The following is a 21,985-nucleotide window of genomic DNA, read 5'->3' on the forward strand; positions in this document are numbered from 1 at the left end:
GGGTGGGGCCGGGCCGGGTCAGGCGGGAACGACATCGGGCCAGGTCAGGGCAGCGGAGCCCCAGGTGAGCCCGCCGCCGAAGGCGGTGAGCAGCACCCGCTCCCCCACCGTGAGGGAGGAGGCGGCCGCGGCGTCCGCGAGGGCGATGGGGATGGACGCGGCCGAGGTGTTGCCGACCTGGTCGAGGTTGACCACCGCCCGCTCGGCGGGGATGCCGAGTTGCTCGGCGACCGCGCGCAGGATGCGGACGTTGGCCTGGTGGCCGACCAGGTGGCCGACGCTCTCGACGGGCCAGCCGATCCGGTCGAGCAGGGCCGTGGACGACTCGCTCATGCGCTGCACGGCCGAGAGGAAGACCTTGCGGCCCTCCATGGCGAAGTACTCGTCGCCCGGGGCCGGTTCGGCCAGCGCGGCGCGCTGCCGGGAGCCCCCGGCCGGGATGCAGATCACGTCCTTCTGCGTGCCGTCGGAGCCGAGCTCGAAGCCGTGCAGGGCGCCGGGCCGGTCCGCGTCGCCCGCGGTGAGGACGACCGCGCCGGCGCCGTCGCCGAAGATCACCGAGGTGGTGCGGTCGGCCGGGTTCAGGATGGTCGAGTAGGTCTCGGCGCCGATGACCAGCGCGGTTCGCGCCCGTCCGGCGCCGATGGCGTTGGCCGCGGTCTCCAGCGCGTAGACGAATCCGGAGCAGACGGCGCTGATGTCGAACGCCGCCGCGCCGGTGAGGCCGATCCGGGCCGCGACGTCGGGCGCGGTGGCCGGGCAGAGGTGGTCGGGTGTGGTGGTCGCGAGGACCACGAGGTCGACCGCGCCCGGCTCGGGGTCGACGCCCGCGGACTTCAGCGCGCGGTGCCCGGCCTCGACGGCGAGGTCGCCGGTGGAGGTGCCGGGGTCCGCCCAGCGCCGGCTGCGTATGCCGGTTCTGGACGTGATCCATTCGTCGGTGGTGTCGAAGCGGTCAGCGAGTTCTTCGTTGCTGACGCGACGCGGAGGAAGGTAGGCGCCGAGTCCGGTGAGTACGGCGGTCAGGGGCATGTCTTACGCCTCCCGTGAAGGACCGTGGGCCGCGGTCGCCGGTGGTGTCCGGCTGCGGCCCGAGGACGCGAACTGGGATCGGAGCTGTCAGCTCCGGGTGGTGCCGCGCAGGGGCCGTCACGCGGGCAGCAGATGGGCGACGGAGCAGCTCAGCCGCAGGCCGGCGTGGTCGGCGGTCACCTCGGCGCTCCGCCAGGTGCCCTGGGCGCCGCGCAGCAGCTGCGGTTCCCGCAGCCGGACCTCGAACCGGCCCCCGGCCTCGGTGGTCTCGGGCGCGGGCCGGATGACGGTGCGCCGCATCCACAGCGTGTTGCTGTCGGCCCGGGTGACGCCGTCCAGCGAGTAGAGCAGGACCTGGCCGAGCTGGAGGGCCGCGACGAACAGGTCGATCATCGACGCCGGGCCGTCCGGGTCGAGGGTGAGGTCGGCACTGGCCAGCGAGGCGTCGGGGTGCACGTCGACGGAGGTGAGCAGCTGCCGCCGGTCGCGGTGCGGGGTGCCGAAGGGCGCGTCGTTCCAGGGCCCGGGAAGCGCGCCGGCGTCCGCGTAGTGGGCCGTGCCCGGCCGTGCGGGGGCCGCCTCCGGGGAGCCGGTGCCGGCGGTCGTCTCCACCCGTACGGTGAGCAGGCCGACGCGGCATTCCATGGTCGTCGTGCCGTCGTCGGCGGTGTCCAGGAGCCGGCCGGAGACCGCGAACGTGTCGAGGTCCTCCTCCTGCGGCTTCTTCCCGGCCTTGATCGTCAGCGAGCGGACGGTGAAGGGCGTGTCCGGGCCGAGGCCGCGGGTGTGGGCCGCGTGCAGGCCGGCGAGCCGGGCGCCGTAGAGCATGACGTCGATGGTGGACAGGTGGGGCCGCTGGGTGCTGTCGCCCTTCCGGGACCAGGCGCCCGGGATCTCCAGGCCCGCCGTGGCGGTGATGCCGAGGTCGTCGACGGTGAGGTCGGTGAGCGAGTGGTGCACCCGTTTGAAGCCCTCGCCGAAGAACCGTCCCTCCCTGGCGCCGAGGAAGTCGTCCACGGTGCCCAGGGTGTCGAGAGGTGCTGCCGTAGTCATAGAGTTTCCTTCGTAGGCGGCCACACCCCGGCGGGGTGACGGCCGTTGAACGGCGACGGCGATGCCCGGGACCCTCCGCAACAGTGGACCGGGTATCGCCGGCGTCCGGATCGGAGCGGTGCTCAGGCGGTCCGGCTGGCCTGGACGGGCTCGGCGGTGCCCGCGACCGGCTCGGTCTCGGAGGGGTCGACCTGGTCGCCCGCCGCCGGCTTCTTGAAGTTGAGCACCACGAGGAACGTCAGCGCGATGCCGACGGCGATCGCCCAGGTGGCCGTGGTGACCCCGTCCATCATCTGCCCGAGGTCCTTGCCGTCACCGCTGCCCGAGGCGTTGGCGATGGCGATCAGCACGGCGAGGCCGACGGCGCCGCCGATCTGCTGGCCGGTCGTCGCGATGCCGGAGCCGATGCCCTGGTCCGCCGCCTCGACGCCGGTGGTGGCCGCGGCGAACATGGTCGTGAAGACGATGCCCTGACCCAGCGAGAGCACGAACAGCGACGGCGCGATGACGCCGTAGGAGACGTCCTGGCCCAGCGTGAGGGCGAGGACGACGGTGCCCACCAGGCCCATGGTCAAACCGATGAACAGGGTGTTGCGCACACCGAACTTGGTGGCCCACTTGCCGCCCACGATGGTGCCGATCAGGACGCTGCCGGACGGCAGCACGAAGGCGAAGCCGGTGGTCCAGGCGCTGTAGCCCTGCACGATCTGCCAGTACTGGGTGAGGAAGTACGCCAGCGCGCCGAAGGTGGCCATGAACAGGAACGTGATGCCGGCACCGGTGGACAGGTTGCGGTTGCCGAACAGCCGCAGAGGCACCATGGGGGCCGCGCTCCGGCTCTCGATGACCAGGAACAGCACGAAGGTCAGGACGGCGACGGCGAGTGCGGCGAGGACCTGGCCGGAGCCCCAGCCCGCCTCGGGGCCCTGCACGAGGGCGAAGACGAACAGCGTGGAGGCGACGGTGCCGGTGATCGCGCCGGGCAGGTCGAAGCCGCTGCCGGCCTGCGTCTTGTCGTCGGGCAGCAGGGACATCGCCACGAACATGGCGGCGCCGGCCAGCAGCACGTTGACGTAGAAGACCGAGGGCCAGCCGAAGGCGTCGGTCAGCAGACCGCCGAGAATCGAGCCGAGCACCATGCCGGAGCCGCCGGCGCCGCCCCACACGGACAGGGCGCGGTTGCGTTCGGCGCCCTCCGCGAAGAGCGTCGTCACGAGGGACAGGGTCGCCGGCGCGAGGAACGCGCCGCCCAGGCCCTGCACCGCACGCGCGGCGATGAGCAGCCACGGGTCCTCGGCGAGACCGCCCGCGAGGGAGGACGCCGCGTAGAGGAAGAGGCCGAGGACGAACATCCGCTTGCGGCCGAAGAGGTCGGTGGCCCGGCCGCCCAGCAGCAGGAATCCGCCGAAGGCGACGGCGTAGGCGGAGACCACCCACTGCAGGTCCTGGGCGCCGAAGCCGAGCTTGTCGCCGATCTCCGGCAGGGAGACGAAGACGATGTTGTAGTCGATCGCAATGATCATCTGGGCGAACGCGAGCAGTGCGAGCACCGCACCCAGATGACGCGGCCGTGTCGAATTGATGCCGGACACGCCGGTTCCTTTCAGTTTGACGTCGGGGGACGAGGGACGGGAATGGAGAGGAAGGGGGTGGGGGGAGGCGGGGATGCGTGGGGGAAATCCGGAGGGGACCGGGCGCCGCGCCGGTCAGTAGCGCAGGGCGTAACCGATGCGCCGTGCCAGCGACTTCTCGCGCTGCGCCTCGTGGAAGCGGGCGTCGGCCTTGAGGTCCTCGATGTCGGCCAGGACGCGGCGCTGCGCTTCCTCGATGGCCTCCTCGATCGGGACCACCACCGGCAGGTCGAAGAGCTTGACGATCTTCTCGATCCGGTCCGGGATGGGACCGCCGATGACCCGGTAGGGGATGTCCATCCGGTCCAGCGCCTCGATGAGCAGGTCGTCGGAGAGACGGCGGAACTTCTCGGAGACGGGCCGGTGGCCGTCGGGTTCCATGTCGAACTCGACCGGCAGGTGGACGTAGGCGTCGTAGATCCGCTTGGCGCGGGCGCGGGTGATGTCGCCCAGGGTGTCGGTGTAGCGCTGGTAGAAGTGCTTCACCGGCAGGCCCATGACCTTCTTGATGCCCTTGAACCACCAGTCGGCGCCGGGGTTGATGCCGACGCGCATCCGCGCTTCGAAGTACACCCACTCGTGGAACACGCCGCCGTCGGAGATGAAGGCGTCACCGCTGGACTCGTTGTGCACGCGCTCCTCGAAGCGGCGCAGTCCGAGTTTCACGAGTTCCATGGCGTTGAGTTCCATGACGGTCTTGCCGGGGACGAGGTCCACCAGCAGCTCGCGGGACGTCTTGGCGTGGGTACGCGGTATTCCGGTGGCTATGGAAAGGGCCTCGGTCGTCGTCGACTTACCCGTCGAATACGTGCCGGAAATGGCGAGCTTCAGCTTGGGATTGTCCTTGAAACTGGGTATTTCGAGCGCGGACACAGATGGTCACCTTTGTGGAAGAGAGCCCCGGGGCTCGATGGGTGGGTCAGCGGGCGGGGGCGGCGAGGGCGACGGCCTCGTCGACCGTCATGACCGTCGCGTCCTGGAGCCCCAGGTGCTTCACGGTCTGGGTGAGGCGCTCGGCCGGATCGCCGTGGACGGTGTGCACGGGGACGCCCGTCGCTTCGAGGGCGGGCAGCAGCAGGGAGTCGGACAGCTGCCGGAAGTTCTCGTTGATCGGGCGGTTGTCCGGTGCCAGCTCGAACTCCACCGGCACATACACGAAGGCCTGGTAGGCGGTGCGGGCGTGGTGCTTCATCAGCAGGCCGATGTCGTCCACGGCCGCTTCCAGCGCGGTCGTCGTGATGCTGCGGTGCCGGTCCTCCATCGGGGTGGTCGTGCCCGGGTAGGAGCCGGCCACGAGGCGGAGCTTGGCGTACACCCACTCGTGCACCACCGAGCCGTCGGACACGAAGCCGCCGGGCTGGGCGGCCTCACCGAGCAGTCGTTCCGCGTAGCGGTTGACCGTGAGCTGGATGAGCTGCCCGTCGGTCCAGTTGTGCACGCTGCGGCCCTCGCCCCCGATCGGCTCCCGCATGGGCGAACCGTGGGTGCGGGGCAGGCCGGTGAGATGCGAGAGCGCCGCGGAAAGCGTTGTCTTTCCCGATCCGTAGGCGCCAACGACGGCGATTCTTTTCGTCACGGATCAAGCATCACAGGGGACTTTGACCTGAACCAGTGGCCATCAACGCTATTGCCACGACCAACAGGATGAGCTCGAATCCGGAAATGGAAAGTCCGGATTACACGTTACTGCAATGTCCCCGGGACCGAAGCTGGAATTGATTGTTCCGTAACACGGGTGTGCCCGGCCCGCCGGTGAGGCGGCGGGCCGGGCACGGGTGACGAGGTCCTCCGGGCCGGTGGGTCAGCGGGTCGTCGCGGCGAGGCGCGTGCGCAGGGGCTCGGTGTGGGGGAACAGGGCGCGGTTCTCGGTGCTCCACCGCACCGATTCCAGACCGCGGTCGGCGGTGCCGGTGAACCTCGGGGCCACCTCGGTCGCCAGCAGCTCGAAGCTGCGCTTCACCTTCTCGAAGGAGGCCCAGTTGACGACGTAGGTGAGGAACGTGCCGAAGCCGCCGGTGGTCTCCCGCAGGTGGCGGATCGCCTCCACCGCGTCCTCGACCGACCCGACGACGGCGCGGCCCTGTTCCACGGTCGCCTCCAGGTGCCGGGACTCCGGCACACCTTCGAGGCCGCCGAGGACGTCGGCGCCGACCGCCTCGCCCCAGTAGCCGTGCAGCCACTTCCCGAACCCCTCCCGAACGTCCCGGAAGGCCTCCTCGCGGGTCTCGGCGATGTGCAGGGGCACGGCGATACGCCAGGTGCGGCGGTCCACGGTCCGGCCGTGCTCCTCGGCCGACTCCTCGGCGTAACTCCACTGCCGGGCCAGGTCGACGGCCGGCCAGCCGGGCGGCGGGGCGCCGAACGACAGCAGGCCGAGGCCGTACTTGCCCGCGATCTGGGGGCTGTTGGGGGTGCCGACGCTGGAGACGGCGATCTCGATGCCGGGCTCGCTGTAGCGCGGCAGCTGCATCTTGGCGTCCTGGAGGGTGTACCAGTCCGTCTTCTCCGAGATCCGCTCCTCGCCGTTGACCAGCTCCATGACGGTGGGGATGGCCTCGCGCGCCATGCGCTTCAGCTCGCCCGGGTCGACTCCGAGCATATGGGCGTCGTTGGGGGTGGCGCCGGGGCCGACGCCCAGGATGTACCGGCCGCGTGTCAGGTGGTCCAGCATGATCGCCCGGTTCGCGACGTGGAACGGGTGGTGGAAGGGCAGTGTCACCACACCGTTGGCCAGCTTGATCTGCCGGGTCCGGTCGGCGAGGGCCGCGATCAGCGTCTCCGGGGCGCCCACCGTCGGCCAGGACAGGGAGTGGTGCTCGCCGAACCAGCACTCGTCGAAGTTGAGTTCGTCCAGGTGCTCGACGAGCTGGATGTCCCTTCGGATGGTCAGGTGCGGGTCCTGTCCGGGCGCGTGGAGGGGGGAGAGGAAGGCTCCGAAGCCGGTGTGCATGATGCTCCTGTGATCGGGGGGTGGCGGCGGACGCCGTGGCGCCGGTGCGCGGTTCGGCACGGGTCCGTCGGGTCGGGGGGCGGCCTGTACGGCCGGGGGTTATTGCGGGCTGCCGGTCTCCGCCGCGCGGGTGATGCGGTCCAGCAGCCGGTGGTGGGCGGCGGCGTGGGCGAAGTCCGGCACCACGGAGGTGCCGTCGCGCAGGTCGGCGCGCAACTGGTGGTAGGCGTGGGCGACCACTCCGGCCGGCCCTTCGAGCGCCGCGAGCCGGTCGAGGCCGTCCGGCAGCAGATAGTTCTCGGGTACGGGCAGCGGCCGCAGGTCCCGCTGGTCGCCCCGGGCACCGCGCAGTTCCACCTGGCCGAACTGCAGATGGCCCGAGTCACCGGTCAGCACCAGGTCGCCCTCGGTGCCGTTGATCTCCCAGAGCAGATTGGTGCCGCGCGAGGAGCCGCCCCGGTAGTGCAGGGAGGCGACCGCCCCGCTCTCCAGGCGCCCGGTCACGGCGATCTGGTCCTCGGCGGTCATCGGCAGTTCGGCACCGGTCTCGGCGATCCGCACCCGGGGGCGCCTGGTCGCCGTGGTGGCGGTCAGGGTCGCGAACCCGGACAGCACCATGGTCAGGGCGTCCAGGGTGTGCCCGAACGGAACGGTCAGCAGGGTCGCCCCGTTGGCGCGGTCGGCCGTGTAGGCGGTCCGCTCGGCCACCACCGGGCCCCAGCCGCCGCCGGACCCCACCAGCGTGGTGGACAGCACCTCGCCGACGAATCCGTCCGCGACGAGGTCCCGGAGGTAGCGGACCACGGGGGCGGACCGGGCTTGCAGGCCGACGGCCGTCCGCACGCCCGACTCGGCCGCGAGCTCGGCGAGTTCCTCGGCCTCGGCCGAGCCGTTGCCCAGGGGCCACTCGCTGAGCACCGTCTTGCCGGCCCGCAGGACGGGCATGATCAGTTCCCGGTGGCGTGGCACGCGGACGGCGACCACCACCAGGTCGATGTCGTCCCGGGCCGCGAGTTCGCCGGCGTCGGTGCCCGCGGCCGACTCGGGCAGTCCGAACGCGGCGGCGGCCTTGCGCGCGGAGTCGGGCGTGGACGCCGTCAGCGCGCGCAGTTCGTAGCCCTCGACGGCTTGCAGCGCGGGCAGATGACCGCGTCCGCCCCACCCGCCGTCCGCGCTGAGTCCGACGATCCCCACTCCGAGCGGGGCCGCTGTGTGCATCACGAATGCATCGTCCTTTCCTGGAAAGAGGGTCAGAGCTGGGCGTAACGCCCGTACAGGCCGCGGAAGAACAGAAGCGGCGCGTCCTCGTGGTGGGTGTCCAGGTCGTGGACGCGGGCTATCACCACGTCGTGGTCGCCGGCCGGTATCTCCTCCTCGACGGAGCACTCGATCCAGCCGATCGAGCCGTCGAGCACGGGCGCCCCGCCCGGTGAGGGCGTCCAGAAGGCCTCGGCGAACTTGTCGGTGCCGCTGGTCGCGAACCGGGTGCTGAGGTCGCGCTGGCCCTCGCCGAGGATGTTCACGCAGAACCGGTCCGCCGAACGCACGTCCGGCCAGCTGCTGCTGGTCCTGGCCACGCAGAACAGCACGAGGGGAGGGTCCAGGGACACCGAGGTGAACGAGTTGACGGCCAGCCCCACGGGAGCGCCGTCGCAGCCGCGCAGTGCCGTCACGGCCACCACTCCGGTGGTGAACCGTCCGGCGACGGTACGCAGGCGCCGCGGTTCGACCGGTGCCGAGCGGGACATCGGGGGAACAACCGTTGAGGACATGCCCTCAGGCTCAGCCGGGGCCGAGTGACCTGCCAGTGCGCAGACAACATATTGCTCGCGCCAACAGAAGGGACTGGCCACTTGTCCCGGGCCGGGAATATCCACGGGGGTCGCGCACAGCACGGTGGGGGCGGAAGCTCTAGGGACGCGGGCCGCAGACCGGAAAAACGTCCGGCCCCCGGTCCTGGTGGGACCGGGGGCCGACGGGTGGGCTAGCGGGGGGGCGGGTCAGTCCAGTGGATCCCACCGCAGCCGGTCGTCGGAGGCCGACAGCCGTCCGAACACCGCGCCGGAGAAGTGGCCGGCGAATCCGATCGTGCCGGGACGGGAGAGTTCGGCCACGACCTTGCGGCGGCTGCGGACCGCCTCCGCGGGATCGAGGTCCGAGGCCGCACGCCAGGTGAGGTCGGCCAGTTGCAGGGCGGAGTGCAGGACGTCGCCGACCACCACGGCCGCGGGCCCGTCCGGCTCGCCACGGATCACGTACGAGAGGTGGCCCGGGGTGTGTCCCGGGGTGGCGAGTGCCGTGACGCCGGGGAAGACCTCCTGGCCGTCCCGCACGGCCACCGGCTGCCCGGCCGGACGGCGGTGCGCACCACGCCATTCCGCGGCCGAGGCCACGAACCGGGCTCCGCGCAGCCGCTCGTCACCGGCCCAGCCCACATGGTCGTCGTGCAGGTGCGTGAACGCCACGGTGTCCACCGCGTCCCAGGCGATCCCCGCCGCGGCGAACGCGTCGGGCAGGCCTCCGCCCTCGATCCGCCCCAGGGGCGCGATGGTGTGGTCGGCGGGGATGCGGGCGGGCCCGAAGCCGGTGTCGAAGAGCATGGCCCGGTCCTCGTACTCGACGAGCAGCGCACCGACCGAGGCCCGCAGGAAGCCCTCGTCGTCGAGGCGGCCGCGGTGGCCCTCCCAGAACGCGCCGGGTGAGTCCGGGAACCAGGCCCTCGGATGCAACTGCACATAGCCGTCGGGGAGATAGGTCAGCCGGTGGGTGCCGAGCCCGACACGGACCGGCTCGGTCACATGGCTGTTCACCGCGGTGCTCATCGGGCCTCTCCCACCAGGTCGTCACGGTTCAGGCTGTTCATCCGCTGCGACAGCGTCACATGGGACATCCGGCGCAGTGCCGCCTCCGTGCCGGTGCCCGGAGCGGGCAGGAACACCGTCATCCGCAGGGCGATACGGCGGGTGAAGTCGAGCGTGGCGCGGGTGAAGTGCAGGTCGCCGACGGCGGGGTGGGTGAGCACCTCGGGGCCGCAGGAGTCCTCCAGCACCTCGTGCCGGTCCCAGAGCTGCGCGAACAGAGGGCTGGCGACGCGCAGTTCCGCCACCAGCGCCGGGATCGCCGCGTCCTCGATGTGCAGCGCCGCCTGGCTGCGGAAGCGGGCCACGACGGTCGGGGCGATCTTGTCCCACAGCGGATAGGCGGACCGCGCGCGGTCGTTGGTGAAGAACTCCCGCAGGATGTTGTACGGCCGCCGGCGCCCGAGGCGGGCGTCGCCCGGATGTTCGTCGACCATGCCCAGGAGCGACTCCGCCGCGGCGTTGGCGACCACGACGTTCCAGGCGTGGTCGGCGATGTACGCGGGGTTGGGCCACCAGTTCTCGACGAACGGGCGCATGGCCTCGGCCTCCGGCGGGGCGTCCGGCAGCAGCGGGACGGCCTGCACACCGGCGAGCTGGCGCAGATACAGCCGTTGGTTCTCACTCAGGCGCAGCACGCGGGCGATCGAGTCGAGCACCTCGCCCGAGACGTTCTCGGCGCGGCCCTGCTCGATCCACGTGTACCAGGAGACGCCCACGCCGGCGAGCAGCGCCACCTCCTCCCGGCGCAGGCCGGGCGTGCGGCGTTTACCGGCATCCGGGAGGCCTACCTGGTTCGGTGACACCTCGGCCCGCCGTGCCATCAGGAACCGGCCGAGTTCGAGGAGGTGCGGAGGTGCCACGCGCCTGGCGGAAGCAGCGTTTCCCATCGGTTGCGGTTCCCCTTCTGTTCATGGCGGAGCAGGGGGACATACGGATGTACCAGGATCACGCGGCTCCCCCGTGCCGCCTCACCCTCGTAAACAAACATACTCGCCTGTTTATTTCGGTGGCGCTACATGTTTTGGCTGACACCGTACGGACGCGAGAAGCGTCACACACGGTCAGCCCGCGTCACCCCACGTCGTGCAGCGCCGGGGCGGGCACCGCCTCGGCCTGCTCCAGCTCCTCCACCCGCCTCTCGTCGGTCCGCAGGCGCAGCAGCAGCCCGGGGGCGGCGATCCCGGGCAGCAGGGCCCGCCACAGCACGCAGACGCGGAACAGCAGGTCGGTCCGCCCGCAGGACAGCTGGGACAGCAACTGGATGCCGGTGAAGGCCCCGACGATCAGGACGGCGATCTCGTCGGGGTCGGTGTGCGGCAGCAGTTCGCCCTTGTTGCGGGCCTGGCACAGAAGGTCGGCCACGCTCTGCTGGGACCACAGGTAGGGGCGGGTGCCGGGCTGGTAGGAGGTCTCCTCGGTGGCCAGCCGCACGGCGGCCTGCAGGATCACGTCGTTCTGCAGCATCCGCGCGTAGGACAGCGTGAGGTCGATGGCCGACTGCAGGGAGGAGTCCCCGGGAAGCGGCCGCAGCAGCGGCATCTGGTACTCGACGATGGCATCGGCCAGCGCTTCCTTGGAAGGGAAGTGGAAGTAGAGGGCCCCCCGGGTCACACCCGCCCGCCGCAGCACGTCCGTGGTGCTGGAGCCGTCGTAGCCGTGCTCCTTGATGCATTCGGCGGCGGACCGGAGCAGCAGTGCGCGGGTGCGCAGGGCGCGTTCCTGACGTGGCATGTACGGGATCTCCGAGGCGAAGAGGGCGGGTAAACCGGACGGCGAGCACCGGAAAACAGATAAGTCTGTATGTTACCCGGAGTCCCGGGATCCGATAAGTGGGGCGCGCGCCCGGAAAACAAGGGCCGGAAACAGGAGCCGGAAACAGGAGCCGGAAACAGGAGCGGCGCCACGCGTTTCCGCGTGGCGCCGCTCGTGGGGTCCGACCACCGTGCCGAACCGTCCGCTGTCAGTGGAAGAAGTGCCGCGTCCCCGTGAAGTACATCGTGACGCCCGCCTTGCGCGCGGCCTCGACGACCTGTTCGTCACGGACGGAACCGCCGGGCTGGACCACGGCCTTCACTCCGGCCTCGGTGAGGATCTCCAGGCCGTCCGGGAAGGGGAAGAACGCGTCGGAGGCGGCGTACGCACCCTGAGCGCGCTCGGCGCCGGCCCGCTCGACCGCCAGCTTCGCGGAGTCCACGCGGTTGACCTGCCCCATGCCGACACCGACGGAGGCGCCGTCCTTGGCGAGCAGGATCGCGTTGGACTTCACCGCGCGGCAGGCCTTCCAGGCGAAGGACAGCTCGGCCAGCTCGTCGGCGCTCAGCGCCTCGCCGGTCGCCAGCGTCCAGCCGGCCGGGTCGTCGCCGTCGGCCTGGAGCCGGTCGGTCACCTGGAGCAGCGCGCCGCCGTCGATCGGCTTGACCTCGACGGGCGCGGCGGGGCCGTCGGGGCAGCGCAGCACGCGGATGTTCTTCTTCTTGGTGAGGGCCTCCAGGGCGCCGTCCTCGTAGTCCGGCGCGACGATGACCTCGGTGAAGATCTCGGCGACCTGCTCGGCCAGCTCCTTGCTGACCGGGCGGTTGACCGCGATCACGCCGCCGAACGCCGACAGCGGGTCGCAGGCGTGCGCCTTGCGGTGCGCCTCGGCGACGTCCGCGCCGACCGCGATCCCGCAGGGGTTGGCGTGCTTGATGATCGCGACGCACGGCTCGGCGTGGTCGTACGCGGCACGGCGGGCGGCGTCCGTGTCCGTGTAGTTGTTGTACGACATCTCCTTGCCGTGCAGCTGCTCGGCCTGGGCGAGGCCGCCGCCCTCCGGGGAGACGTAGAGCGCGGCCGGCTGGTGCGGGTTCTCGCCGTAGCGCAGGGTGTGCTCGCGCTCCCAGGTGGCGCCGAGGAAGTCGGGGAACCGCGACTCGTCGACGGGCGCGTAGGAGGAGGCGAACCAGGAGGCGACGGCGACGTCGTAGGCGGCCGTGTGCTGGAAGGCCTCGGCGGCGAGCCGCTTGCGGGTGGCGAGGTCGAAGCCGCCGCCCTGGACGGCCTTGAGCACGTCGGCGTAGCGGTCCGGGCTGGTGACGACCGCGACGGAGGGGTGGTTCTTGGCGGCGGCGCGGACCATGGAGGGACCGCCGATGTCGATCTGCTCGACGCACTCGTCGGGCGAGGCACCCGAGGCGACGGTCTCGCGGAACGGGTAGAGGTTGACGACGACCAGGTCGAACGGCTCGACGCCCAGCTCGGCGAGCTGCCGCCGGTGGTCCTCCAGGCGCAGGTCGGCGAGGATGCCCGCGTGCACGCGCGGGTGCAGGGTCTTGACGCGGCCGTCCAGGCATTCGGGGAAGCCGGTCAGCTCCTCGACCTTGGTGACGGGGACGCCGGCAGCGGCGATCTTCGCGGCCGTGGAGCCGGTGGAGACGAGCTCGACCCCGGCCTCGTGGAGCCCGCGCGCGAGCTCCTCGAGCCCGGTCTTGTCGTAGACGCTGACGAGCGCCCGGCGAAGGGGCCGCTTGTTGCTCTCGGCGGTCACTGGATAACTACCTTTCGTCCCTCAATGCGATGGCCGTTGCGGGCGAGCCGCCCCACGACCTCGACGAGCAGCCTTCGCTCGACGTCCTTGATGCGCTCGTGCAGAGCGCTCTCGTCGTCCTCGTCCCGGATCTCCACCACGCCCTGCGCGATGATCGGCCCGGTGTCGACGCCGTCGTCGACGAAGTGGACGGTGCAGCCGGTGACCTTGGCGCCGTACGCGAGCGCGTCCCGCACACCGTGGGCTCCCGGGAAACTGGGCAGCAGGGCGGGGTGCGTGTTGACGAACCGCCCGCCGAACCGCGCGAGGAACTCCTTGCCGACGATCTTCATGAAGCCGGCGGAGACGACGAGGTCGGGCTCGAAGGCGGCGACGGCCTCGGCGAGGGCGGTGTCCCACTCCTCGCGGCTCCCGTGGTCCTTGACCTTGCGGACGAAGGTCGGCAGCCCGGCGCGCTCGGCGCGCGCCAGCCCCTCGATGCCCTCGCGGTCGGCGCCGACGGCCACGATCTCGGCCCCGTAGGCCTGCGCGCCGGTGGCGGCGATCTCGTCGAGGAGCGCCTGCAGATTGGTGCCGGATCCGGAGACCAGCACGACGAGGCGCTTGGCGCGCGGGGCCACGGGCTTGGCGGCCACGGTGGGGGCCTTTCTCGAAGGAAGCGTCTGTCCAGGCGGCCGGACCGTGGCGTTTGTACATTCATACGAATGCTTCGGGCTCCCGGATACGGGGAAGCCTACGAACCGGCCGACCGTCAGCAACGATACCGGCACACCGGACGGCCCCCACGGGACGGGGGCGTGGCCGGAAGGTAGCGTCTGGGCGGAGCCGGTTCGGGAACGCCGTCCGGGCGTGGTGCGTTCAGGAGGGTGACGGAGCCGGTCCCGACGCCGCACCGACCTCTGTCCGTCCAGTCCAGATCCCCGCACTCCTCCACACCGCCCCACTCACCAACGGGAAGACGCTCACTTGATGCCGGACCGCAGCCTGCGACTCCTCACGTTCCCCCCGCCGTCGGCACAGGGAGGGGAGCGCGGCGCCGTGCTGCTGCGGGAGCGCCCCGGCTCACCGCCCGACGCGCCGTCGGACGGCTCCGGCGGGGACGGGCGGGAGCGCGGCTCCCAGGAGGACAACCCCTTCGCCCCGCCGCCCGAGGGCACCCCGGACCGGCCCTGGCAGCCGCGCCGGCCGTCGGGCGACGACTCCCAGGACGGCGGCGGGGGCGACCGTGCGCCATGGGGCAGCCAGTGGAGCGACCGGCAGCCCGGCCGCTCCCCCGACGGCTTCGGCGACCGCCCCCGCGGCGGCCCCGAGGGCCAGGGCGGCGGCCCGCAGGGCGGTCCGAACCCGCGCTGGGACCCGACGGATCCCTCCCAGCGCCGTGCGCGCTATGCCCTGCTGTCGGGCATGTGGGCCTTCTTCTTCGCCCTGTTCAGCTGGCCGTACGTGGCGCTGCTGCTGGGCGCGCTCTCCCTCTACTGGGGCATCAGCGCGCTGCGCGCCAAGCCCCGCAGGCCCGACCCGGACTCCCCGGCCCCCGAGCAGCAGCCGGGCCGCCCCCAGACGACCGCCGCGGTCAGCGGCCTGGTCACGGCGTCCCTGGCGATCGCCCTGGTCGCCGCGTCCTTCACGGCGCAGCTGGTCTACCGCGACTACTACACCTGCACCAACGACGCCCTCACCAACAAGGCCGAACAGTCCTGCGCGAAGCTCCTGCCGGAGGAGCTGCGGGGCCTGCTGGGGACGAAGGGCTGATCCGACCCGGCCTGCTTCAGGCGCGGCCGGCTTCAGGCGCGGTCGGGGCCGGGGGCGGGGTCGGTCGGCAGGAAGTCGTAGGGGTGGTATCCCGTGTCGTCGTCCTGGTCCTGCGGTCCGTAGAGCGCGTCGTACTCGTAGAGGTCGTAGGGCACGTCCGGGGTGCGCGATGCCGTGGTTCCCGTCTTGTCCGGCAGGGTGCCCTCGGGGTTCTTGTCGGCCCGGGCGGCTCCGGCTCCCCCGGCGGTTCCGGTGCTCTTGGCTTTGCCGGCTCCCTTGGCACTACCGGCGCCCTTGGACGCCTGCTCGCGCTGTCTGCCGATCACCGGGTCCTCCGTCCGGGGTGAGCGGCGGCGCCACAGTCCCACGCCCACCGCCGTCGGGACGGCGACGAGCGTCAGCCAGGACAGGGTCGCCGCGCCCACCTGCCACCACTCCGGACCGAAACGGGCCAGTACGGCGACTCCGAGGGGGCCGCCCGCCAAGGCGGCGAGGCCCGCCAGTACGGCCGCGCACAGCAGTGCCGCCAGGGCCGCGGCGGCAGCACCGCGCCACGGCGACCAGGCGACGTCCCGTCCGGCGCCCGGCTTCGTGCCGCCGCGCTCCCCGGGGGCCGCCCCCTTCGCCACGGTCCGGCCCATCACCACCCCGGCGACCACCGGCACGACCCCGGCCGCCCAGTGCGCCCACGCCCCCTGCCCGGCCTCCGGCACCGCCGCCAGCAGCGGAAACGTCGGCAGGAACGGCGGAGGCGCGGAGGACAACGGGCCGACGACATGCCCGGCGCCGAGAGCGAAGCCGGGACCGAGGGCGTACGCGGCACCCCACACCGCCGCGTTCGGCATCAGGGCCACACACAGCAGCAGCACCGCGCACCGCCCCGACCACCCCTCGGTCAGCCGCAGCAGCGACGCCTGGGCCTCCGTACCGTGCGCCACCAGCGACACCGCCACCAGCAGCGCACCGCCCCCGAGCAGCACCGCCACTCCGGCCGCCGCGGCCCGGGCGGCGACCCCCGGGCGCCCGTCCGGGCCGTGGAGCAGCGGCCGCAGGCCCTTCGGCAGGACCCGCAGCAGCCGTCGCAGGGGCCCGCCCGGACGGCCGTACGCCGACCACACGCCCAGCCCCGCCACCACGGCGGCGACCAGCGGCACATACACCCCCGTCCACAGCCAGGACGGCCGCAGCACGCCACCGGAGGCGAACAGCGCGGCGGCGAGGGCAACGGCCAGATACCCGAGGACGACGCCCGTCCACGCCGTACGGGCGTCGACCAGCGGCGGTCCCGCACCCTCGACGGCCTCCTCGCGCCCGCCCTCCCGGAGGCCCTCGCCGTCCTCGAGGTCCTCGACGGTCGCGATGGCCTTGAAGCCACCGGCGCCGTCGTCCCCGTCCCCCGCCCCGCCGTCCGTGGCGTCGCGTGCCGCCCGGAGCAGCAGCCACACGGGCAGCGCGAGCAGCAGCAGCGGCGGGAGGCCCACAGGGGCGGGGACTCCGGACAGCGTGTCGACGCGGATCAGCTCGGCTCCATGGGCCAGCAGCCACAGCGCGGCGGTGACGTGCAGCACGCCGCTGGGCCCGCTGTCGGGGTACGGCGAGGTGATCCACAGCAGCATCACCAGCACGGCGCACCACGCGAGCCCCAGGCCCGCCGCCACCGCACCACTCACGAGGGCGTCGCCCAGTCCGGGGGAACGGTCGCGCACCCGGGCGAGCAGGGGCGCCGACAGACGGCGGCGAGCGGCTGCGGTCATCTTGATCACGCCCGCCATGCTCCCAACGACACGCGCTTTACCGGCGTAACAGGCGAACCACCGTTGTGTCGCTCAATATACGTTTATGTACTTTTCCGTATGGAGGGGCGCCCTGTGACACAGAGCCCTGCCCTCCCCCTCCCCCCGCCCAAGGAACGCCGACGCCTGCGCGAGGCCGCCTCGCTGACGCGGGCTCAGCTGGCTTCCCGGGTGGGCGTCACCAGCGAGACGGTGCGCGGATGGGAGACCGGCCGCGCCACGCCACGCGGCCGGAAGGGGGAGAAGTACGCGAGGCTGCTGAACTCACTGGGCGAGGCACGGGAGGTGACGGAGCCTCACCGGAGCACCGGCCCGACCGACCGGGGCAGGCCCTCCGCCCCGGGCAGGGGCGCCAGGAGCCGCCCGCCCGCCAGAGACCGGGAGCGAGACCGGGACAGGGGGCATGTCTCCGACCGGGGCCGCTCCCACGTCCCCGAGCGCGGCCGTACCGCCGCCCGTGTCACCCTCGGCGACCGCGGCCGGACCCCCGACCGTACGAAGGCCCCGCACCGGCCGGACGACGCGACCTCCGCGCTCGCCCCCGAACAGGCCTTCGACGCGCTGTACGCCTTCTGCGCCCCCGCGCTGGTTCGGCAGACCTATCTGCTGACCGGGCGCCGTGAGCTGGCCCGGGAGTCCGTCGAGCGGGCGTTCCAGATCGCCTGGCAGCGCTGGCCCGAGGTGGCCCGCGACCGGGATCCGGCGGGCTGGGTGCGGGCGGTGGCGTACGAGTGCGCGCTCTCCCCGTGGCATCGGCTCCGGCCCCGCTACCGGCACCCGGAGCCGCCGCCGCCCGACGCGTTCGACCGCGCCCTGATGGACACCCTGCTGGGGCTTCCGCCCTCGTACCGCCGCACGCTGCTGCTGTACGACGGCGTCGGTCTCGGCCTGCCGGAGACGGCGGCGGAGACGGAGGCGAGCACCCGCGGCGCCGTGAACCGGCTGGCGCACGCGCGCGAGGCGGTCGCCGAGCGGCTGCCGGAGCTGGCGGACCCGGAGGTCCTGCACTGGCGGCTGGTCGAACTCGCCTCCACGGAACGGCTGCGGGCCGCCAAACCGGTGGTGGTGCGGCAGGCCGGGGAACGCCGGGCCCGCCTCTGGACCCGGGCCGCCATCGCCTTCACGGCCCTGCTGATCGGGACCACGGTGCTCACCGTGCGCACGGCCCCGACGCGCTACGAGCCGCCCGTGCCGCCGGGCGCGACCGTCCAGGGCGTGCCACCGCCGGTCGCACCCGGACCGCTGTCGGAGTCGGAGCGGGACCTGCGGTCCAAGCTGCGCAAGGAGCAGCAGAAGGGGCCGGACCGGCTGATGCCGCAGCCGCGGTGACGTCGGCCTTCGTGGCTTCGGCTTTGCGGCTTCGCGGCTTCGTGGCTTCGTGGCTTCGTGGCTTCGTGGCTTCGTGGCTTTCGTGAAACGGCGGTGGGCCCGCCCCCCTCTGCGGGGAGCGGGCCCACCTGTGAGCCGTGAGGCGATGCTCAGCCGGCGAGGATGGCGCGGGCCAGCTTCGCGGTCTCGGTCGGCGTCTTGCCGACCTTGACGCCGGCGGCCTCGAGGGCCTCCTTCTTCGCGGCGGCCGTGCCGGAGGAGCCGGAGACGATGGCGCCGGCGTGGCCCATGGTCTTGCCCTCGGGCGCGGTGAAGCCCGCGACGTAGCCGACGACCGGCTTCTTCACGTTCTCCTTGATGAAGGCCGCGGCCCGCTCCTCGGCGTCGCCGCCGATCTCACCGATCATCACGATCAGGTCGGTGTCGGGGTCGGCCTCGAACGCGGCGAGCGCGTCGATGTGCGTCGTGCCGATGACCGGGTCGCCACCGATGCCGACGGCGGACGAGAAGCCGATGTCGCGCAGCTCGTACATCATCTGGTACGTCAGCGTGCCGGACTTCGAGACCAGGCCGATGCGGCCCGGCTTCGTGATGTCGCCCGGGATGATGCCGGCGTTCGACTGGCCCGGGGTGATGAGACCGGGGCAGTTCGGGCCGATGATGCGGGTCTTGTTGCCCTGCGACACGGCGTAGGCGTAGAACGCGGCCGAGTCGTGGACGGCGATGCCCTCGGTGATGACGACCGCGAGCGGGATCTCGGCGTCGATGGCCTCGACGACGGCGGCCTTGGCGAAGGCCGGCGGCACGAAGAGGACGGATACGTTGGCGCCCGTCTTCTCCATCGCCTCGGCGACCGAGCCGAAGACCGGGATGTCGTTGCCGTCGATGTCGACGGACGTGCCCGCCTTGCGGGGGTTCACGCCACCGACGATGTTCGTGCCGTCGGCCAGCATGAGCTTGGTGTGCTTCATGCCCGTGGCACCGGTCATGCCCTGGACGATGACCTTGCTGTCCTTGTTGAGGAAGATAGCCATGGCTGTTTAGTCCCTCGTCCCTTACTTCGCAGCCGCGAGCTCGGCGGCCTTGTCGGCCGCTCCGTCCATGGTGTCCACGCGCTGCACCAGCGGGTGGTTGGCATCGGAGAGGATCTTGCGGCCCAGCTCCGCGTTGTTGCCGTCCAGACGGACGACCAAGGGCTTGGTGACGTCCTCGCCCTTGTCCTTGAGGAGCTGCAGCGCCTGGACGATGCCGTTGGCGACCTCGTCGCAGGCGGTGATGCCACCGAAGACGTTGACGAAGACGGACTTGACGTCCGGGTCGCCGAGGATGATCTCCAGGCCGTTCGCCATGACGGCGGCGGAGGCGCCACCGCCGATGTCGAGGAAGTTGGCGGGCTTGACGCCGCCGTGGGCCTCACCGGCGTACGCGACGACGTCCAGGGTGCTCATGACGAGACCCGCGCCGTTGCCGATGATGCCGACCTCACCGTCGAGCTTGACGTAGTTGAGGTTCTTCTCCTTGGCGGCGGCCTCGAGCGGGTTGGCCGCGTCCTTGTCCTGGAGGGCCTCGTGCTCCGGCTGACGGAACTCGGCGTTCTCGTCGAGGGAGACCTTGCCGTCCAGGGCGATGACGTCACCGGAGGCGACCTTGGCCAGCGGGTTGACCTCGACCAGGAGGGCGTCCTCCTCGACGAAGGTCTTCCACAGGGTGACGAGGATGTTCGCGACCTTGTCGGCGACCTCGGCCGGGAAGTTCGCGGCCTCGACGATCTGGCGCGCGACCTCGGGGGTCACACCCACGTTGGCGTCGATCGGCGTCTTGGCGACGGCCTCGGGGCGGGTCTCCGCCACCTCCTCGATCTCCATGCCGCCCTCGACGGACGCGATGGAGAGGAAGGTGCGGTTGGCACGGTCCAGGAGGAAGGAGACGTAGTACTCCTCCAGGATCTCCGGAGCCGTCTCGGCGATCATCACCTTGTGGACCGTGTGGCCCTTGATGTCCATGCCGAGGATGTTGCTCGCGTGCTCGACCGCCTCGTCGGTGGTCGCCGCCAGCTTGACGCCGCCGGCCTTGCCACGGCCGCCGACCTTCACCTGGGCCTTGACGACGGACTTGCCACCGAGGCGCTCGGTGGCTGCGCGGGCCGCCTCAGGCGTGTCGATGACTTCACCGGCCAGCACCGGTACATCGTGCTTGGCGAAGAGGTCCCTCGCCTGGTACTCGAACAGGTCCACGCGCTTCCGTCCCTATCAGTGATCTCGCGGTTCGTTGTCTGCGTGGGCGTGCCGCGAGGGCAACGTGACGTCCGCCGTCTGTCAGTCACAAGGGAGGCGCACACGGTGTCCGAGCGCGCGGCATGTCCGTCTCGCAGGTTATCGCTGCTTGCAGGAGGCCCCTAAATCGAGGGTCACACCTGAGCGGTGATACCTGTCACATGATGCCGCGCTCTCTGGCACAGCGTGCCTGGAGTGAGGGGCCTCACCGGGCCGGGGTAAACCCGGTGAGGCCCGCCGAGCACCCCCGAAGAAGCCCGAAGGCCCAGTTCAGGGCCTGCTCTCCGGGGGGCGGGTCGGTCGGCCCCCACCCCAATGGGGACCGCCGACCTCATCCACGAGGTTTCGGCCTCGGACCGCCGACGGCTTTCGACCGTCCGGGCGTGAGGGCTCGCGGAGTCTTGAGAACTTGAGAGCTTGAGATCTCGAGAACGGAGCTCGAGAGCGCGCGACGGAGGAGCGCCGGCCTGACTCGGCTAGCCGGGGAAGACCGGGATGTCCCGGTGACCGTCCCGGGTGTCCGCCACGCAGGCACGGGCAGCGACACCGCGCACGAGGCCCAGCGGAGCCCGGCCGCTCGGCGTGACGGCATGCGTGTCGCCGTGACGCGGGGTGCCGTTGTCGGCCATGGAACGGTTGCAGAGCGTGCCGTCCGGACGACCTCCGGGCACATGCCCGACCGGCACGACGCCTCCGGCACTCGCGGAGGGGCCGGTGCGGGCTGCGCGTCTGACGTGATGCGCGGGGTCGTGAGCCGTGTGATCGCGGGCTGCGCGGGGGGCGTACGGGGCTCCGTACTGCTCGCCGTCCACGCCGTGCGCCTCGGGGGTCGCGTCCCGGGTCGGGCTCGGGGAGGCACCCCGCGACGCAGGGGCATCGGCCGGCTGCGGATCGACCGTGGCGAGCGCGGGGGTGGGGAGGGGCGCAGGCAGGGGGTGGCTCGGGGGCGCCGGGTAGCCGGGGAGGCCGGGCTCAGCGGGCATCCCCGGGAGCGCGATGTCGCCATTGGGCGGAGCGGGCGGGCCGGGCAGGCTGGGCAGGTCTGGAAGGCCGGGCAGGTCCGGCAGGGGCGGTGCGTCAGGCAGGGTCGGCAGGGCAGGCAGGGCGGGGACGGACGGTGCCGTCGGCGGGACGGGGAGCGTCGGCGTCTTCGGCGCGGTTGGGAGCCTCGGCGCCTTCGGAGCGGCGGGGAGCGTCGGCGCCTTCGGGGGTACGAGGAGTGCCGGCACCTTCGGAGGTACGGCCAGGGCCGACGAATCCGGCAGGTCCGGCAGGGGCGGCGCGTCCGACAGGTCTGGCAGGGGCGGCGCGTCCGACAGGTCTGACTGGTTCGGCACGTCTGGCTGGTCCGGCCGATCCGGCGCACCCGACAGGCCCGGCGAGGACGGCCGGTCCGGCCGACCCGGCCCCGAGGGAGCCTTCGGCGGCGTCGGCAGCTTCGCCGGTGCCTTCACCAGCTCCCCGCCGCCCGACGCCCTCGCGTCACCGGCCACTCCGACGGCCCGCTCCCCCACGGCCCGGACGAGCTGAGCACCCCCAGCCCCGGATCCGAGAGGTTCGCTCTCCTGCCCACTCACCAACCGCCCGACCGCACTGCCCGCCGACGCCCGCACACCGTCCGCCGCATACGCCCGCTCACCGCACAGGAACCCGAGGACGAGCACCCCGCCCACCAGCAGCGCCACTTGGAGCGCACGCCGCCCGGCCGCCGTGCGCAGCATGCGCACAGCGGCATCGGACAGGGCTGCTGACGAGGTCAAGAGGGGGAGCTTCCTCCCGTGCGAC

19 protein-coding genes are annotated in these 21,985 nt (G+C 72.1%); 2 read left to right on the plus strand and 17 right to left on the minus strand.

Translation table 11 applies throughout. The features are described 5' to 3' along the window. Positions 1-18: 18 nt before the first annotated feature. The 13 genes from NNW99_RS13540 to purN form a co-directional block, all read right to left on the minus strand. Positions 19-1,032 carry a beta-ketoacyl-ACP synthase III gene (locus NNW99_RS13540; RefSeq protein ID WP_215119255.1) on the minus strand — a complete coding sequence of 338 codons (1,014 nt, stop codon included), beginning with the start codon at positions 1,030-1,032 and terminating at the stop codon, positions 19-21. Positions 1,033-1,149: 117 nt separating this feature from the next. Continuing rightward, a complete protein-coding gene (locus NNW99_RS13545; RefSeq protein ID WP_215119257.1) occupies positions 1,150-2,085 on the minus strand; it encodes an AvrD family protein in 936 nt (311 codons plus the stop codon). A 122-nt stretch (positions 2,086-2,207) separates the two neighbouring features. Then, positions 2,208-3,677, minus strand: a complete 1,470-nt coding sequence (locus NNW99_RS13550) for an MFS transporter (RefSeq protein ID WP_251057780.1) — start codon at positions 3,675-3,677, stop codon at positions 2,208-2,210. 114 nt (positions 3,678-3,791) lie between these two features. Further along, the gene (locus NNW99_RS13555) at positions 3,792-4,589 is read right to left on the minus strand and encodes an ATP-binding protein (protein ID WP_215119259.1); all 798 of its coding nucleotides are present in this window, start codon (positions 4,587-4,589) and stop codon (positions 3,792-3,794) included. A 46-nt stretch (positions 4,590-4,635) separates the two neighbouring features. Then, the gene (locus NNW99_RS13560; protein WP_215119264.1) at positions 4,636-5,292 is read right to left on the minus strand and encodes an AAA family ATPase; all 657 of its coding nucleotides are present in this window, start codon (positions 5,290-5,292) and stop codon (positions 4,636-4,638) included. Between the two features lie 225 nt (positions 5,293-5,517). Continuing rightward, on the minus strand, positions 5,518-6,666 hold the full coding sequence (locus NNW99_RS13565; RefSeq protein ID WP_215119268.1) for an LLM class flavin-dependent oxidoreductase: 1,149 nt from the start codon (positions 6,664-6,666) through the stop codon (positions 5,518-5,520). Between the two features lie 99 nt (positions 6,667-6,765). Then, entirely contained in the window at positions 6,766-7,884 is a 1,119-nt protein-coding gene (locus NNW99_RS13570; RefSeq protein ID WP_215124265.1) for a Gfo/Idh/MocA family protein, read from the minus strand. Positions 7,885-7,916: 32 nt separating this feature from the next. After that, positions 7,917-8,438 carry a flavin reductase family protein gene (locus NNW99_RS13575; RefSeq protein WP_215119270.1) on the minus strand — a complete coding sequence of 174 codons (522 nt, stop codon included), beginning with the start codon at positions 8,436-8,438 and terminating at the stop codon, positions 7,917-7,919. A gap of 228 nt (positions 8,439-8,666) precedes the next feature. Further along, the gene (locus tag NNW99_RS13580) at positions 8,667-9,488 is read right to left on the minus strand and encodes an MBL fold metallo-hydrolase (protein ID WP_215119272.1); all 822 of its coding nucleotides are present in this window, start codon (positions 9,486-9,488) and stop codon (positions 8,667-8,669) included. Beyond that, positions 9,485-10,387, minus strand: a complete 903-nt coding sequence (locus NNW99_RS13585) for a helix-turn-helix transcriptional regulator (protein ID WP_215119273.1) — start codon at positions 10,385-10,387, stop codon at positions 9,485-9,487. The genes NNW99_RS13580 and NNW99_RS13585 overlap by 4 nt, the downstream gene beginning before the upstream one ends. A 211-nt stretch (positions 10,388-10,598) precedes the next feature. Then, on the minus strand, positions 10,599-11,258 hold the full coding sequence (locus NNW99_RS13590; RefSeq protein WP_215119275.1) for a ScbR family autoregulator-binding transcription factor: 660 nt from the start codon (positions 11,256-11,258) through the stop codon (positions 10,599-10,601). A gap of 229 nt (positions 11,259-11,487) precedes the next feature. After that, complete coding sequence (purH, locus tag NNW99_RS13595; RefSeq protein ID WP_215119276.1) at positions 11,488-13,053, minus strand: bifunctional phosphoribosylaminoimidazolecarboxamide formyltransferase/IMP cyclohydrolase; 1,566 nt, start codon at positions 13,051-13,053, stop codon at positions 11,488-11,490. Next, the gene (purN, locus tag NNW99_RS13600) at positions 13,050-13,688 is read right to left on the minus strand and encodes a phosphoribosylglycinamide formyltransferase (RefSeq protein WP_184591279.1); all 639 of its coding nucleotides are present in this window, start codon (positions 13,686-13,688) and stop codon (positions 13,050-13,052) included. The genes purH and purN overlap by 4 nt, the downstream gene beginning before the upstream one ends. A gap of 334 nt (positions 13,689-14,022) precedes the next feature. On the opposite strand from purN, the gene NNW99_RS13605 reads away from it, so the two are divergent. Next, positions 14,023-14,805 carry a hypothetical protein gene (locus tag NNW99_RS13605; RefSeq protein ID WP_215119277.1) on the plus strand — a complete coding sequence of 261 codons (783 nt, stop codon included), beginning with the start codon at positions 14,023-14,025 and terminating at the stop codon, positions 14,803-14,805. 32 nt (positions 14,806-14,837) lie between these two features. Here the strand turns inward: NNW99_RS13605 and NNW99_RS13610 are convergent, their stop codons facing one another. Next, the gene (locus NNW99_RS13610; RefSeq protein ID WP_215119279.1) at positions 14,838-16,577 is read right to left on the minus strand and encodes a DUF6350 family protein; all 1,740 of its coding nucleotides are present in this window, start codon (positions 16,575-16,577) and stop codon (positions 14,838-14,840) included. A gap of 96 nt (positions 16,578-16,673) precedes the next feature. On the opposite strand from NNW99_RS13610, the gene NNW99_RS13615 reads away from it, so the two are divergent. Continuing rightward, positions 16,674-17,927, plus strand: coding sequence for a helix-turn-helix domain-containing protein (locus NNW99_RS13615; RefSeq protein WP_215119280.1), 1,254 nt, complete (start codon positions 16,674-16,676; stop codon positions 17,925-17,927). Positions 17,928-18,076: 149 nt separating this feature from the next. Here NNW99_RS13615 and sucD read toward each other — a convergent pair whose 3' ends face one another. The 3 genes from sucD to NNW99_RS13630 form a co-directional block, all read right to left on the minus strand. Next, on the minus strand, positions 18,077-18,961 hold the full coding sequence (gene sucD, locus NNW99_RS13620; RefSeq protein ID WP_215119281.1) for a succinate--CoA ligase subunit alpha: 885 nt from the start codon (positions 18,959-18,961) through the stop codon (positions 18,077-18,079). 21 nt (positions 18,962-18,982) lie between these two features. Continuing rightward, complete coding sequence (gene sucC / locus NNW99_RS13625; RefSeq protein WP_215119282.1) at positions 18,983-20,161, minus strand: ADP-forming succinate--CoA ligase subunit beta; 1,179 nt, start codon at positions 20,159-20,161, stop codon at positions 18,983-18,985. A gap of 515 nt (positions 20,162-20,676) precedes the next feature. Further along, entirely contained in the window at positions 20,677-21,960 is a 1,284-nt protein-coding gene (locus NNW99_RS13630) for a hypothetical protein (RefSeq protein ID WP_215119283.1), read from the minus strand. Positions 21,961-21,985 lie beyond the last annotated feature (25 nt).

Source organism: Streptomyces sp. CRCS-T-1 (genome assembly GCF_024442335.1).
Classification (GTDB): Bacteria; Actinomycetota; Actinomycetes; order Streptomycetales; family Streptomycetaceae; genus Streptomyces; species Streptomyces koelreuteriae.

Bases quoted from the DNA above. Each gene is read 5' to 3' on its own strand.
- NNW99_RS13575 (WP_215119270.1), bottom strand. From the start codon at position 8,438: ATGTCCTCAACGGTTGTTCCCCCGATGTCCCGCTCGGCACCGGTCGAA.
- NNW99_RS13545 (WP_215119257.1), bottom strand. From the start codon at position 2,085: ATGACTACGGCAGCACCTCTCGACACCCTGGGCACCGTGGACGACTTC.
- NNW99_RS13565 (WP_215119268.1), bottom strand. From the start codon at position 6,666: ATGCACACCGGCTTCGGAGCCTTCCTCTCCCCCCTCCACGCGCCCGGA.
- NNW99_RS13590 (WP_215119275.1), bottom strand. From the start codon at position 11,258: ATGCCACGTCAGGAACGCGCCCTGCGCACCCGCGCACTGCTGCTCCGG.
- NNW99_RS13540 (WP_215119255.1), bottom strand. From the start codon at position 1,032: ATGCCCCTGACCGCCGTACTCACCGGACTCGGCGCCTACCTTCCTCCG.
- NNW99_RS13605 (WP_215119277.1), top strand. From the start codon at position 14,023: ATGCCGGACCGCAGCCTGCGACTCCTCACGTTCCCCCCGCCGTCGGCA.
- sucD (WP_215119281.1), bottom strand. From the start codon at position 18,961: ATGGCTATCTTCCTCAACAAGGACAGCAAGGTCATCGTCCAGGGCATG.
- NNW99_RS13570 (WP_215124265.1), bottom strand. From the start codon at position 7,884: ATGCACACAGCGGCCCCGCTCGGAGTGGGGATCGTCGGACTCAGCGCG.
- NNW99_RS13580 (WP_215119272.1), bottom strand. From the start codon at position 9,488: ATGAGCACCGCGGTGAACAGCCATGTGACCGAGCCGGTCCGTGTCGGG.
- NNW99_RS13610 (WP_215119279.1), bottom strand. From the start codon at position 16,577: ATGGCGGGCGTGATCAAGATGACCGCAGCCGCTCGCCGCCGTCTGTCG.